The organism is Kocuria sp. KH4 (genome assembly GCF_053711175.1).
In genome coordinates this window covers 18,098-32,116 of the sequence record NZ_JBSJYX010000021.1, presented here as the reverse complement: position 1 = coordinate 32,116, position 14,019 = coordinate 18,098, and the positions used below count along the sequence as shown (strand labels likewise).

Here is a 14,019-nt window from a genome sequence, read left to right as displayed (position 1 = left end):
GGTCGGGGTGCGGATGGGTGTCGGGGGGGGGCCGGTCGGGCCCGGCTCAGGCCGTGCGGCCGGCGGCCCGGAGGACGGCGTCGAGCACGGCCTGGACGGTCTGCTCGACCGTGAGGTCGGAGGAGTCGATGGTCACGACGCCGTCGGCGGCCTCGGTGAAGTTGACCACCGTGGAGTCCTTCGCGTCCCGGCCGACGACCTCGGCCCGCAGCCGCGCGGCGTCCTCGACCCCGCCGTTCTGCAGGCCGCGGCGGGCCATCCGGGCCCGCTCGTCGGCGGTGAGCAGGATCCGGGCGTCGGCGTCCGGGGCGACCACGGTGGTGATGTCCCGGCCCTCGGCCACGATCCGGCGGCCGCTGTCGGCGATGAGCTCCTGCTGCCGGGCCACCAGGACGGCGCGGGCGGCCGGGTTGGTCGCCACGGCGCTGACCGCCCCGGTCACCCGGGCGCCCCGGATCTCCACGGCCACGTCGGTGCCGCCCACCAGGACCAGCTCCCGGTCGGGGTCGGTGCCCTGGGCGAGGGGGAAGGTGCGGGCGGCGTCCACCACGGCGTCGGCGTCGGCGAGGTCCACCCCGCGGTCGAGGCACCACCAGGTGAGGGCCCGGTACATCGCCCCGGTGTCCAGGTAGGCGAGGCCGAAGCGGCGGGCCACCTCCTTGGACACGCTGGACTTGCCCGAGCCGGAGGGCCCGTCGATCGCGACGACCAGCTCCTGCCCGGCGGCGGGGAACGGCGCCCCGGCCGGCGGGGCGCCCGCGGCGGTGCCCGTCCCGGTGCCCGGTCCGGCGTGGGTGGCGGGGTTGGTTCCGGTGTTCACTGCACGACCTTCCATCCGCGCTCCTGGAGCGCCTCGACGAGTTCCTTGCGGCGGTTGGGGAGCACGGAGACCTCGGCGAGGCCCACCGGCTGGCCCGGGGAGTGCTCGAGGCGCAGGTCCTCGAGGTTGACGCCGATCTCCCCGATCTCGGTGAGCAGGCGCGCCAGCTGACCGGGCACGTCGCCGACGAGCACGGTCAGGCTGGCGAAGGCCCGCGGCGCCCCGCCGTGCTTGCCGGGGATGCGGGCCTGGCCCGCGTTGCCCTCGGCGATGAGCTGGGCGATGTCCAGGCGCGCCCCCGGGGCCTCGGGCCCCTCGAGGGTGGCGATGAGGCGGTCGAGGTCCTGGCGCACCCCGTGCAGGGACGCCACGACCGGTCCGGCGTTGGCGGCGAGGATCTGCACCCACAGGTGCGGGTCGGAGGCGGCGATGCGGGTGGTGTCCCGCAGCCCCTGGCCCGCCAGGGACAGGTGGTGCAGCGGGGTGTCCTGCAGCCGGGAGGCCAGCAGCGAGGACATCACCTGCGGCAGGTGGGAGATCAGCGCCACCGTGGCGTCGTGCTCGCGGGCGTCCATGAAGGTCACGGTCGCCCCGAGGTCCACCGCGAGGTTCTTCGCGGCGGCCAGGGCCGCCGGCGAGGAGAGCCCCGAGTCGCACACGACCCAGGGCATGGAGGTGAACAGCTCCCCGCGGGCCGCCACGGGGCCGGAGCGCTCGCGCCCGGCCATCGGGTGGGTGCCGACGTACCGGCCGAGATCGCCGCCGAGCTCGCGCACGCCCTCCAGCACCGCCTCCTTGACGGAGGCGATGTCCAGGACGACGGCGCCGGGGTGGCGCTCCAGCGCCTCGACCACGGTCCGGGCCGTGACGTCGGGCGGGGTGGCGACGACGACGAGGGCCGGCTCCGGGGCCGGCCCGGCCGCCCGGCAGGAGCGGCCGGCGCCGATGTCCTGGGCCACGGCCTCGGCGGTGGGCGAGGCGTCCTGCAGCCACACGTCCACGCCCAGGTGGCGCAGGCCCAGCCCCATGCTGGCGCCGAGCAGCCCGGCGCCGACCACGAGCACGGGGCCGGCGGTCGCCGCGGGCGCCGGTCGGACGGAGGGCATCTGCGTCACCGGGGTCCCCTCACATGCCGACCGAGGCGAGGAGGTGCCCGACCTCGGTCCTGGACAGCTTGCGGATGGTGCCCTGGCGCTGGTCGCCGATCCGGATGGGACCCACCTGGGTGCGCACGAGCTTCTCCACGGGGTGGCCCACCGCGTCGAAGAGCCGGCGCACGATCCGGTTGCGGCCGGAGTGCAGGACGACCTCCACGAGGATGTGCCCGGGGGTGGAGTCCACGAGCCGGAACGCGTCGACGGAGGCGGGCCCGTCCTCGAGCTGGATGCCGGCCTTCATGGCCGCCCCGATGCCCTTCTCCATGGGCCCGCGCACCTGCACGAGATAGGTCTTGGGCACCTCGTAGGAGGGGTGGGTGAGCCGGTTGGTCAGCTCGCCGTCGTTGGTGAGCAGCAGCAGCCCCTCGGTCTCGACGTCGAGGCGGCCCACGTGGAACACGCGCTCGTTCTTCTGCTGGTTCAGGTAGTCGGCCACGCACGGGCGGCCCTCGGGGTCCTCCATGGTGGAGAGCACGCCCTCGGGCTTGTTGAAGGCGTAGTAGACGAGGGTCTCGTCGAGCTGGACGCGCACACCGTCCACGTGAATCCCGGCGGTGGCCGGGTCCACGCGGAGGCCCAGCTCGGTGACGGTCTCGCCGTTGACCTGCACGCGGCCGGCCTCGATCATCTCCTCGCAGACCCGCCGCGAGGCCACCCCGGCCTGGGCCATGAGCTTCTGCAGGCGCACCCCGTCCGGGTCGTGCTGGTCCAGCCGGTCCACCGGCGGGTTCGTGGGACGGCGCCGACGGTGCGGCGGACGGTAGGGCGTGGCCGGCATCCGCCGGGCGCTGCGCTCGGAGGAGGCGAACGGCCGGGGGCCGCGCTCCTGGGCCCCGCCCTTCGCTCCGGCGCCCTTGGCGGCGCCGCCCTTCGCTCCGGCACCCTTCGCGGTGCCGCCCCTGCCGGTGCCGCCCTTCGCGGTGCCGCTCTTCGCGGGGCCGCCCTTGCCGCCGGCCGGGCCCGCGCCGCGGCCGGCGCCGCCGCGCCCGCCCGGGAAGGACGCGCCGCCCTGGCCGCTCCGGGGCTTCCCGCCCTGGGAGCCGGGGCCCCGGCGGCCGCCGGGCCCGGGACGGCCGGATGATGAACGTGGTGTGGCCATGGTGGTGTCTCAGTCCTCGTAGTGGTCGATCTGATCGATGCCCGGCAGATGAGGGGCGATGTCGGGGAGCTCGTCGAGCGACCCGATGCCCATCCTCTCCAGGAAGAACGTGGTGGTGCCGTAGAGCACGGCCCCGGACTCGCCGTCCCGCTTGAGCTCGCGGATCAGCCCCCGCTGCACGAGGGTGCGGACGACGCCGTCGACGTTCACCCCGCGGATCGCGGAGATCCGCCCCCGGCTCACGGGCTGGCGGTACGCCACCACGGCCAGGGTCTCCAGCGCCGCCTGGGACAACCGGGCCGTCTGCCCCTCCGCGACGAACGCGGAGACGACCGGGGCGAACTCGCTGCGGGAGTAGATCCGCCATCCGGCGCCGGTGCTGCGCAGCTCGAAGCCGCGCGGCTCCAACGTTCCAGCATACCCCAGATCCGCGGCCCGCCCGTCGTACTCCGCGCGGAGCCGGTCCAGGACCCGCTGCACCGACGCGACGGGGACCACCAGGGCGGCGGCGAGCTCGTACTCGCTGACGGGTTCGTCGGCGACCATCAGGATCGCCTCGACGGCGGCCCTCAGGCCCCCGGGCAGGGCCTCGAGGTCCGGTCCCGTCTCGGGCGCGGCGCTCACGCGGGCACCCCCGCCGGGGACCGGACGGACGGGGGCACCGGGTCGGCTGTGTCGGGGTCGTCGGCGGCGTCGTCCGCGGCGAGGCGGTCGGGGGTCCACCCGCTGCCGGTCCCGGTCCAGCGCACCGTGAGCTCCCCCAGCGGGGCGTCCTGGGCGAGCTCGACCACGGCGTCCCGGAACATCTCCAGCAGCGCCAGGAACCGGACGACCACCGCGAGGACGGACCCGGCGTCGGCCACCAGCGCGTGGAAGGAGCGCGGCCGGCCGTCCTCGAGCAGGCCCACCAGGGTCTCGGCCTCGTCCCGCACGGTGACGGCGGCCCCGTGCAGGTGGTCGACGCCGACCTCGGGGGGCGTCCCCGGCCGCGCCGCGAGCACCGCGCGGGCGATCTCGGCGAACTGCTCGGGGGTGGTCCGCCAGTCGAGCTCGGGCAGGACGGCGGCGACCTCCGGGTCCAGCGGCACCACCCGCGGCAGGCGGGTGGACTCGGCCCGCATCCGGTCGTCGAGCAGGCCGGCGACCTCCTTGAAGGCCTTGTACTGCAGCAGCCGGGCGAAGAGCAGGTCCCGGGCCTCGAGCAGGGCCACGTCCTCCTCGTCCTCGACCTCGCCCCGCGGCAGCAGCCGGGCGGCCTTGAGGTCCAGGAGGGTGGCGGCGACCACGAGGAACTCGCTGGCCTCGTCGAGGGCGCGCACCGACCCGGAGTCGTGCAGGGCGCGCACGTACTGCAGGAACTCGTCGGTGACGGTGGCCAGCGCGATCCGGGTGATGTCCATCTCGTGCTTGGCGATCAGGGAGAGCAGGACCTCGAAGGGCCCGGCGAAGTCCTCCAGCCGCACCGTGAAGCGGCCGGGCCCGGTGGGCTCCGGCAGCTCCTCGGGATGCATCAGGGCGCGCCGCCGCGCGAGATCAGCTCCCGCGCCAGCTGGCGGTAGGACTCGGCGCCCTGGTGGGCCGTGGCGAAGGAGAGGATCGGCTCGGCGGCGACCGTCGCGTCCGGGAACTTCACGGTGCGCTTGATGACGGTGTCGAAGACCTTGTCCCCGAACGCGTCGACGATCCGGGCCATGACCTCCCGGGAGTGCAGCGTCCGGGCGTCGAACATCGTGGCGAGCACGCCGTCGATCTGCAGGCGCGGGTTGAGCCGGTCCTGGACCTTCTCGATGGAGTCCACGAGCAGGGCCACGGCGCGCAGCGCGAAGAACTCGGCGATGAGCGGGATGACCACGCCGTGGGCGGCGGTCAGCGCGTTGACGGTCAGCAGGCCCAGCGAGGGTTGGCAGTCGATGATGATGACGTCGTAGTGCTCCTCGAGCTTGCGCAGGGCGCTGGCCAGGACCTGCTCGCGGGCCACCTCGGTGACCAGCTGCACCTCGGCGGCGGAGAGGTCGATGTTGGCCGGGAGCAGGTCCACGCCCTCGACGTCGGTCTCCTGCACCACGTCCCACACGTCCACGGAGCGGTCCATCATCACGTTGTAGACCGTGAGCTCGAGCTCGTGCGGGTTCGCGCCGAGGCCGGCGGAGAGCGCGCCCTGCGGGTCGAAGTCGACGAGCAGGACCTTGCGCCCCAGCTCCGCCAGCGCGGCCCCCAGGTTGATGGTGGAGGTGGTCTTGCCCACCCCGCCCTTCTGGTTGACCATCGCGATGATCCGGGCGGGCCCGTGGGAGGACAGCTCGGGCGGTTCGGGGAAGTCGCGGACGGGACGGCCGGTGGGGCCCAGGGCTCCCGCGGCCGTCTCGCCCGTTCCGGGGATCCTCTCGTCGCTTCGCTGGCTCACTCGTGGCACCGCTCTTTCGTTCGTGGTCGCTGGCGCGGGCGGGCCGGCCCGGGCGCGGGGCGGCCCGGGCCGGTGGGGCCGACCTGGGGTTTTCCTGGACTCGATCAGCTACCAGGGTACCGCCGCCGCCTGCGGGTCCCGAACCGCCGGGGCGGCGGGGCGGGCCCGGGAACGGAGCGACCGCGCCCGCCGGACCCGGTGGGGTCCGGCGGGCGCGGTCGGCTCGTCGGCAGCAGGTGGAGCTCAGCGGGTGTCCGCGGCGGCCCCGACCTTCTCGGCGACGGAGTCCTCGACGCGCACGCCGTCGGCGGCGTCCTGCTCGGGGGCGCCGTGGGAGTGGGCGGTCATGGTGGACTCGTCGAAGCGGTCCTGGCCGGAGAGCACCCGCTCCACCTGGTCCAGGTCGATCTCCCGGGTCCACTTGCCGATCAGCAGGGTGGCCACGGCGTTGCCCGTGAAGTTGGTCAGGGCGCGGGCCTCGGACATGAAGCGGTCGATGCCCACGATGATGCCCACGCCGTCGACCAGGTCCGGGCGGTGCGACTGCAGCCCGCCGGCGAGGGTCGCCAGGCCGGCGCCGGTGACGCCGGCGGCGCCCTTGGAGGCGATGATCATGAAGACCAGCAGGGAGATCTGCTCGCCCAGCTCCAGCGGGCTGCCCATGGCGGAGGCGACGAAGAGGGCGGCCATGGTCAGGTAGATCGCGGTGCCGTCCAGGTTGAAGGAGTAGCCGGTGGGGACCGTCACGCCGACCACGGGCTTGGAGACGCCGACGTGCTCCATCTTGGCGATCAGCCGCGGCAGGGCGGCCTCGGAGGAGGAGGTCGAGAAGATCAGCAGGTACTCCCGGGCCAGGTACTTCATGAGCCGGAAGATGTTGATCCCCGTGACCGCCTTCAGCAGCCCGCCCAGGACCACCACGATGAACAGGACGCAGGTGAGGTAGAAGGCGATCATCAGGGTGGCCATGGAGATGATGGCCTGCACGCCGGTCTCCCCCACCACGCCGGCGATCGCGCCGAACGCGCCGATCGGGGCGACCCACATGACCATGATCAGGATCCGGAAGACCAGGGCCTGGATGTGGCCGACGGCCTTGAGCACGGGCTTGCCGGCCGGGCCCATCTGCTGGAGGGCGAAGCCCACGATGAGGGCCACGAAGAGGGTCTGCAGGATGTTGCCCTCGGTCAGCGAGGAGATCAGGGTGGTGGGGATGATGCCGAGCAGGAACCCGATGGTCCCGCCCTCCCCGTCGCCGTGGCCGGTGTCCGTGATCTCGTACTCGGAGCCCTGGATGTTCAGGCCCTCGCCCGGGTGGATCATGTTGCCCACGAGCAGGCCGATGCCCAGGGCGGCGGTGGACATCGCCATGAAGTAGGCCAGGGCCAGGCCGCCGACCTTGCCGACGGTGGCCGCCTTGGCGATGGACCCGACCCCCAGCACGATCGTGCAGAAGATGATGGGGGCGATCATCATCTTGATCAGGGCGATGAACGCGGTGCCCACGGGCTTGAGCGTCTGGGCGAACTCGGGGGCCAGGAGGCCCAGCACGGCGCCGGCGACGACGGCGACGATCACGAAGACGTACAGGTAGTGCGTCTTGTCCTTCTTCTGCTTCTGGACGGGCCGTTGCGGGTCGACGGGTTCCGTGGCGACGGTGGCCATGCTTCTCCTGACGGTGCGGATGGGCGGTGCGGGTGGTTGGTGCCGGCGGGCGGTGCGGATGCGCGCCTCCCGGGAGCCGGGACCGGGTCGTTGTGACGAGTCTCACCGGCCGCCACGGCCCTGTCGCGTTGTGGTCATAATGGTCGTGACGCCCACCACAGCGGGACTCCGCGCACGGGGCGCGGGAAGCCGGCCCGGGCAGCCGGCACGGGTGGTCGGCACGGGCAGGAGCGGAGGAGGCGGGCATGTCGTTGGCCAGGCGCTACCTCCTCCTCCAGCTGGCCGTCGTGGCGGTCGTGACCGTCGCGGTCTCCCTGGTCCTGTTCGCCCAGGAGCGGGAGGCGGTCCGCGAGCGCGCCGAGGCCGTGACCCGGGCCGTGGCCACGGCCCTGGCCGACGACCCCTACGTCCTGCAGTCCGCCGGCACCCCGGACCCGCACGCCGCCCTGCAGCCGCTGACGGACCGGCTGCTCGAGGACACCGGCCTGGACTTCGTCACGATCATGGCCCCGGACGGCACCCGCTGGACCCACCCGTGGCCCTCCTCGGTGGGCGACCCCTACCGGGGGGACCGCTCGCGCGCGCTCGCCGGGGAGGTCTGGACCAGCACGGAGCGGGGCAACCTCGGCCCGTCGGTGCGCACGATCGCCCCCGTGCGGGACGCGGACGGGACGGTGGTGGCGCTCGTGGCCACGGGCGTGCTGCTCGAGGCGCTCTCCGAGCAGGCGCTCGCCCAGCTGCCGGCCGTGCTCCTCGTCGGGGTGCTGCTGCTCGCCGCCTCGGCCACGGTCGCGGCCCTCGGGGCGCGCTACCTGGGCCGGGTCACGCACGGGTGGGGTCCGGAGGAGCTCGCCCAGGTCCACGCCCTGCACGACGCCGTGCTCAACGAGGCCACCGAGGGGCTGCTGCTCGTGGACCCCTCCGGGACGGTCCCGGTGCTCAACGCCCGGGCCCGGGAGCTGCTCGGGATCGGCCCGGACAGCGCGGGGCCCGGCCGGCGCAGCGCACCGCCCGTGGAGGCGCTGGGGCTGCCCCCGGCCCTGGAGACCGTGCTGCGCTCGGGGGCGGTGGTGCACGAGCAGTGGGTCGTGGTCGGGGAGCGCACGCTCATCGTCTCGAGCCTGCCGGCGGTCGGGGCGCTGGCCGGTCGCGGGATGGTCGTGATCCTGCGCGACCACACCGAGATCTCCCGGCTGTCCGGGCAGCTGCGCGCCGCCTCCGCCCTGGCCGGGGCCCTCCGGGCGCAGACGCACGAGCACGCCAACCGGATGCACACGGTGGTCTCGCTGCTGGAGCTGGGCCGGGAGGCGGAGGCCCTGGACTTCGCCTCCGCGGACCGGCAGCGCACCGAGGGGCTGTCCCAGGACCTCCTCGCCCGCCTCGAGGACCCCTTCCTGGCCGCCCTGCTCGTGGGCAAGACGGCCGCCGCCCACGAGCACGGCGTGGAGCTGGAGGTGGCCGTGGGCCCGGACGTGCCGCGCGTGCCGGTCTCCCCGGCCGACCTCGTGACCCTGGTCGGCAACCTCGTCGACAACGCCGTCGAGGCGGCCGCGGCCAACGCCGAGCGCGTCCGCCCGGTGGTCGAGGTGGAGATCGTCGGGGGGCACGACGACGCCGACCCCGGCCGGGACACGGTCGTGGTCACCGTGGCCGACACCGGCATGGGCGTGCCGGAGGAGCTCGTCGAGGACGTCTTCGAGCCCGGGGTGAGCACCAAGCCGGCCGGCCCCGAGGGCCGCGGGGTCGGCCTGCACCTGGTGCGCGAGGTCGTGGAGCGCTGGGGCGCCCGGATCGAGCTCGGCAACGACGGCGGGGCCGTGTTCACCGTGACCATCCCCGTCCCCCGCGACGCCGCGCCGGAGCGGGTCCCGTGACCGGGACGGTGCGGGTCCTCGTCGTCGACGACGAGCCGCTGACCGCCGCCGCCCACGCGGAGTACGTCGAGCGCTCCCCCGGCTTCCGGGCCGTGGCCACCGCCGTGTCCGGGCACACGGCGGTGCAGGCCGTGCAGGCCGCCCGGCGGGCGGGCCGGCCGGTGGACCTGGTGCTGCTGGACGTCAACCTCCCGGACATGTCCGGGCTCGACGTCGCCCGCACCCTGCGGGCGCGCGGCGAGTCGGTGGACCTGCTGGTGATCACGGCGCACCGGGACGTGGCCACCGTCCGCGAGGCGACCACCCTCGGCGTCGTGGGCTACCTCATCAAGCCCTTCACCTACGCGGTGTTCGAGCAGAAGCTCGCCGCCTACCGCAGCTACCGCGCGGCCCTGGGACGGGCCGGGGCCGTGGGCCAGGCGGAGGTCGACCGGGCCTTCGCGGCCCTGGGCTCCCCCGTGCGCTCCGCCGCGCCCAAGGGGCTCTCCGCCCAGACCCTGGACGCCGTCACCGAGCTCGTGCGCGGCGGCGAGTGGCTCTCCGCCGGGGAGGTGGCCGAACGCAGCACCCTGTCGCGGGTGACGGCCCGGCGCTACCTGGAGCACCTGGCCGACCGCGGCCTCGTGCGCCGGCGCTCCCGCTACGGCACCCCCGGGCGCCCGGAGCTCGAGTACGCGTGGGCCGGCTGAGCGCACGCCGCCCGGGACGACTGCGGCGGGCACCGGCACGGTGCCCGCGCCGGCCCCGGTGCATCATGGTCACGGGGTCGACCCCGTCCGCCCCAGGAACGAGGTCCAGGTGTTCGAGGCCCCCAGTCTGATCTTCGCCGCCGCCGGCCTGGCCGTGTTCGCCGCCGCGCTGCTGCCGCGGCTGCTCATGCGCGCCCCCGTCTCGATGCCCATGGTCTTCCTCGGGACGGGCCTGGCCGTGTTCTCCGTGGCGGACACCCTCCCGGACCCGGACCCGCTGGCCCACGGCGACATCACCGTCCACCTCAGCGAGATCTGCGTCATCGTCTCGCTCATGGGCGCCGGCCTGGCCCTGGACCGCCCCCTGGGGCGCGTGCGGTGGGCCACCACCTGGCGGCTGCTGGGCATCGTGATGCCGCTGTGCCTCGTCGCGCTGGCCCTGCTCGGGTGGTCGGTGCTGGGGCTGAGCGTGGCCGGGGCCCTGCTCGTGGCCGCGGCCCTGGCCCCCACCGACCCCGTCCTGGCCTCCGAGGTCCAGGTCGCGGAGCCCTCGGAGGCCGAGGAGGACCTCGACGGGGAGGACGAGGTGCGCTTCGGCCTCACCTCCGAGGCGGGGCTCAACGACGGCCTCGCCTTCCCGTTCGTCTACCTCGCCGTCGCCCTCAGCGTCGTGGGGACCGCGCCGGCGGCGTGGCTGCCGCACTTCCTCGTCGTGGACGTCGCCTGGCGGATCGCGGTCGGGTGCCTCGCCGGGTACCTCGTCGGCAGGCTGCTGGGGCGGGTGTTCTTCCGCTCCCCGCTCGAGAGCGTCCGCCTGGCCTCCCACTCCGAGGGCTTCGTCGCGCTCGCGGCGACCTTCCTCACCTACGGCATCACCGAGATGGTCGAGGGCTACGGCTTCGTCGCCGTGTTCGTGTGCGCGCTCACCATCCGCGCCGGCGAGCGGGTCCACGGCTACCACGGCGTGCTGCACAGCTACATCGAGCAGCTCGAGCGCCTGCTCACGGTGGTGGTGCTCGTGCTGCTGGGCGGGGCCGTCGCCCGGGGCCTGCTCGCCGGCCTCACCTGGGCCGAGGTCCTGGTCGCCGCGGCCTTCCTCCTGCTCGTGCGCCCCGTCGCCGGGTGGATCGGCCTGGCCCGGGGCCGCACCGGCCCGTGGGAGCGCGGCGTCATCGCCTTCTTCGGCGTCCGCGGCATCGGCTCCCTCTACTACCTCGGCTACGCCCTGGCCGAGGGGGACTTCGCCGCGGAGGACCGGGCGCTGTGGCGGATCGTCGGTCTGGTGGTCGTCATGTCGATCGTCCTGCACGGCGTCACCGCCGGACCCGCCATCGCCCTGCTCGACCGCGCCCGGCAGCGCAAGGCCGTGCGCGAGACCGGGACGGAGGCGACCGCTCCCCGGACCCCCATCTGAGCGGGACCACCGGCTCCTCAGCCGGCGCGCCGGGACCGCAGCCGGTCCTCGAGCGCCTCCAGCACGGCGGAGTCCTCGATCGTGGAGGGCACCGTGTACTCCAGGCCGTCCGCCATCTGCCGCATGGTCTTGCGCAGGATCTTGCCCGAGCGGGTCTTGGGCAGCCCCTCCACGACCGTCACCTCCTTGAAGTCGGCCACCGCCCCGATCTGCCGCCGCACCAGCGCCACCAGCTCGTCCCGCAGCTGCTCCTCCGGCACCTCCGCGCCCGCCTTGAGCACCACGTAGCCGGCCGGACGCTGGCCCTTGAGGGGGTCGGCCACCCCGATCACCGCGCACTCGGCCACGGCGGGGTGGGCGGCGAGGACCTGCTCCATCGCGCCGGTGGAGAGCCGGTGGCCGGACACGTTGATCACGTCGTCGGTGCGCCCCATGACGTAGACGTAGCCGTCCTCGTCGACGTGGCCGGAGTCGCCGGTGGCGTAGTGGCCCGGGAAGGCCGTGAGGTAGGAGTCCACGAAGCGCCGGTCGTCACCCCACAGCGTGGTCAGCGCGCCCGGGGGCAGGGGCAGGCGCAGGGCGATGTTGCCCTCCTCGCCGGTCGGGACCGGCTGCCCCAGCGGGTCCAGGACCTCCACCCGGTAGCCGGGCACCGGCACGGACGGCGAGCCGGGCTTCAGGGGCAGCCGCTCGATCCCGAAGGGGTTGGCGCAGATCGCCCACCCGGTCTCCGTCTGCCACCAGTGGTCGACCACCGGCACACCCAGCACCCGGGAGGCCCAGCCGTAGGTCTCCGGGTCCAGCCGCTCCCCCGCCACGAACAGCGCCTGCAGGGAGCCGACGTCGTGCCGGCGCACCAGCTCGCCCTCCGGGTCCGCCCGGCGGATGGCGCGCAGGGCCGTGGGCGCGGTGAAGAGGACCTTCACCCCGTGGTCCTCCACGCGCTGCCAGAACGCGCCGGCGTCCGGCGTGCCCACGGGCTTGCCCTCGTAGAGCACGGTCGTCGCCCCGGCGAGCAGCGGGCCGTAGACGATGTAGGAGTGGCCCACCACCCACCCCACGTCGGAGGCCGTCCACATCACCTCGCCGGGGCCCACGTCGTAGATGTGGCGCATGGACCACGTCAGCGCCACGGCGTGCCCGCCGTTGTCCCGCACCACCCCCTTCGGAGTGCCGGTGGTGCCCGAGGTGTAGAGGACGTACAGCGGATCGGTGGCTGCCACGGGCACCGGCGCCGCGGGTTCGGCGCCGTCCACGGCGGCGCCCCAGTCCAGCCACTCGACGGCGGGCTGCTCCCCGTGCCCGGCCCGCTCCCGGGCGTGCTCCACGGTGGTGGCGAAGCCGGGGCGCTCGTGCACGATCACCGTGCCGGGCTCGTGCCGGGCCAGCCGCAGCGCCTCCTCGATCGCGGGGATGTACTCGATCCGGCGCGTTGGCTCCAGCCCGCCGGTCGTGGTCACCACCACCCGGGGCCGCGAGTCGTCGATCCGCGAGGCCAGCTCCTGCGGGGCGAACCCCCCGAAGACCACCGAGTGCACGGCGCCCAGGCGGGCGCAGGCGAGCATCGCCACGGCGGCCTGCGGGATCATCGGCAGGTACACCAGCACCCGGTCGCCCCGGCCCACCCCGCGCGCGGCGAGCGCACCGGCGAACAGCGCGACCTCGTCGCGCAGCCGGGCGTAGCTGTAGCGCTCCTGGACGCCCAGCAGCGCGGAGTCGTAGATCAGCGCCGTGCGCTCGCCGTGGCCGGCCGCCACGTGCCGGTCGAGGGCGTTGTAGGAGGTGTTGAGCTCGCCGTCGGGGAACCAGCGGTAGAGCGGGGCCGTGGTGGCGTCGAGGGCCACGGTGGGCTCGCGCGTCCACTCGACGGCCCGGGCGGCCTCGAGCCAGAACCGCTCCGGGTCCCGGACGCTGCGGCGGTAGACCTCCGCGTAGTCCTCGGCCTGCGTCGTGGGCTGCTCGGTGCTCATGGGTTCCTCCGGGGCGTAGCGGTCCTGACGGTCACCCTAGTGGCGCAGATCACACAGGACAACCCCACTGTATACATCGACATGTCAATATGGCGGAGGACTGGGGACGTCTGGTCTCCTCGTCCCGGATGTGTATACACTGGCTTCGACGTGTGAGGTCGGTCACCGAGAATCCCCACCGGATCCCCGGCCCGTGCCGCAGAAGCGAGGAGGGAGCCGTGCGCGCCAGCGACCGCGCCTACGAGGCACTGCGGGAGGACATCGTGGAGTGGCGGCTGCTGCCGGGCCAGGTGCTGGGCGAGGTGGAGCAGTCGGAGCGGTTCGGCATCTCCCGCACCCCCATCCGGGAGGCGCTGAGCAGGCTGACCGCCGACGGGCTCGCCGAGGCCCACCGCGGTCGCGGCGTGGTGGTCTCCCAGGTCTCCCTCGACGACGTCCGTGCCCTCTTCGAGCTGCGCGAGGCCCTCGACTGCCGCGCCGCCCGCCTGGCGGCCCGGCGCCGGGACCCCGCCGAGTTCCAGCGACTGGCCACGGAGCTCGAGACGTGCGTGGACCGCCTCCACGGCCCGGGCACCGACGACCGCTCCGCCTACTACGAGCTCGTGGAGCGGATGGACCGGGCCGTCGACGACGCCACGGCCAACGCGTACCTCACCGCCGCCCAGCGGTCCCTGCGCCTGCACCTGGCGCGCGTGCGCAAGCTCTCCCGGACCAATCCGTCCCGCCTGGCGCGCGCCGCCGCCGAGCACGCCCAGATTGCGCGGGCCATCGCGGAGGGCTCCGAGGAGCTGGCGGAGGCCGCCACCCGGGTGCACCTGGCCAACTCGCTGCACGCGGTCCTGACCACTCCTGTCCGCGAGTGGGTCCACCCCGCTCCCCTGCTCGACGCCGCCGGCTGAGCGACGCCCTGCGGCCACCGTCCGTCCC

The 14,019-nt window shown here is 74.5% G+C and carries 12 protein-coding genes; 4 read left to right on the top strand and 8 right to left on the bottom strand.

Features of this window, described 5'->3' with window-relative positions; genetic code table 11:
• Nucleotides 1-46: 46 nt before the first annotated feature.
• From cmk to ACWCOM_RS14200, 7 genes are all read right to left on the bottom strand, one after another.
• Entirely contained in the window at nucleotides 47-820 is a 774-nt protein-coding gene (gene cmk / locus ACWCOM_RS14230) for a (d)CMP kinase (protein ID WP_454549401.1), read from the bottom strand.
• Entirely contained in the window at nucleotides 817-1,926 is a 1,110-nt protein-coding gene (locus ACWCOM_RS14225) for a prephenate dehydrogenase (protein WP_454549438.1), read from the bottom strand. The genes cmk and ACWCOM_RS14225 overlap by 4 nt, the downstream gene beginning before the upstream one ends.
• 19 nt (nucleotides 1,927-1,945) lie before the next feature.
• On the bottom strand, nucleotides 1,946-3,076 hold the full coding sequence (locus ACWCOM_RS14220) for a pseudouridine synthase (RefSeq protein WP_454549400.1): 1,131 nt from the start codon (nucleotides 3,074-3,076) through the stop codon (nucleotides 1,946-1,948).
• Nucleotides 3,077-3,085: 9 nt separating this feature from the next.
• Nucleotides 3,086-3,700: an SMC-Scp complex subunit ScpB gene (gene scpB / locus ACWCOM_RS14215; RefSeq protein WP_454549399.1), complete on the bottom strand. Its 615-nt coding sequence runs from the start codon at nucleotides 3,698-3,700 to the stop codon at nucleotides 3,086-3,088.
• Entirely contained in the window at nucleotides 3,697-4,587 is an 891-nt protein-coding gene (locus tag ACWCOM_RS14210) for a segregation and condensation protein A (RefSeq protein WP_454549398.1), read from the bottom strand. The genes scpB and ACWCOM_RS14210 overlap by 4 nt, the downstream gene beginning before the upstream one ends.
• Complete coding sequence (locus ACWCOM_RS14205; RefSeq protein WP_454549397.1) at nucleotides 4,587-5,480, bottom strand: ParA family protein; 894 nt, start codon at nucleotides 5,478-5,480, stop codon at nucleotides 4,587-4,589. Before ACWCOM_RS14205 ends, ACWCOM_RS14210 begins: the two co-directional genes overlap by 1 nt.
• A 243-nt stretch (nucleotides 5,481-5,723) precedes the next feature.
• Nucleotides 5,724-7,145: a cation:dicarboxylate symporter family transporter gene (locus tag ACWCOM_RS14200; protein ID WP_454549396.1), complete on the bottom strand. Its 1,422-nt coding sequence runs from the start codon at nucleotides 7,143-7,145 to the stop codon at nucleotides 5,724-5,726.
• A 245-nt stretch (nucleotides 7,146-7,390) separates the two neighbouring features.
• On the opposite strand from ACWCOM_RS14200, the gene ACWCOM_RS14195 reads away from it, so the two are divergent.
• From ACWCOM_RS14195 to ACWCOM_RS14185, 3 genes are all read left to right on the top strand, one after another.
• Entirely contained in the window at nucleotides 7,391-9,019 is a 1,629-nt protein-coding gene (locus ACWCOM_RS14195) for a sensor histidine kinase (protein WP_454549395.1), read from the top strand.
• Nucleotides 9,016-9,708: a response regulator gene (locus tag ACWCOM_RS14190; RefSeq protein ID WP_454549394.1), complete on the top strand. Its 693-nt coding sequence runs from the start codon at nucleotides 9,016-9,018 to the stop codon at nucleotides 9,706-9,708. The genes ACWCOM_RS14195 and ACWCOM_RS14190 overlap by 4 nt, the downstream gene beginning before the upstream one ends.
• 109 nt (nucleotides 9,709-9,817) lie before the next feature.
• Nucleotides 9,818-11,122 (top strand): cation:proton antiporter, encoded by a 1,305-nt coding sequence (locus ACWCOM_RS14185; RefSeq protein WP_454549393.1) that lies wholly within the window; start codon nucleotides 9,818-9,820, stop codon nucleotides 11,120-11,122.
• Nucleotides 11,123-11,139: 17 nt separating this feature from the next.
• Here the strand turns inward: ACWCOM_RS14185 and ACWCOM_RS14180 are convergent, their stop codons facing one another.
• Nucleotides 11,140-13,092 (bottom strand): AMP-binding protein, encoded by a 1,953-nt coding sequence (locus ACWCOM_RS14180; protein ID WP_454549392.1) that lies wholly within the window; start codon nucleotides 13,090-13,092, stop codon nucleotides 11,140-11,142.
• Between the two features lie 218 nt (nucleotides 13,093-13,310).
• Here ACWCOM_RS14180 and ACWCOM_RS14175 point away from each other — a divergent pair, with 218 nt between their 5' ends.
• Nucleotides 13,311-13,991 carry a GntR family transcriptional regulator gene (locus ACWCOM_RS14175; protein ID WP_454549391.1) on the top strand — a complete coding sequence of 227 codons (681 nt, stop codon included), beginning with the start codon at nucleotides 13,311-13,313 and terminating at the stop codon, nucleotides 13,989-13,991.
• The last annotated feature ends 28 nt before the right edge of the window (nucleotides 13,992-14,019 follow it).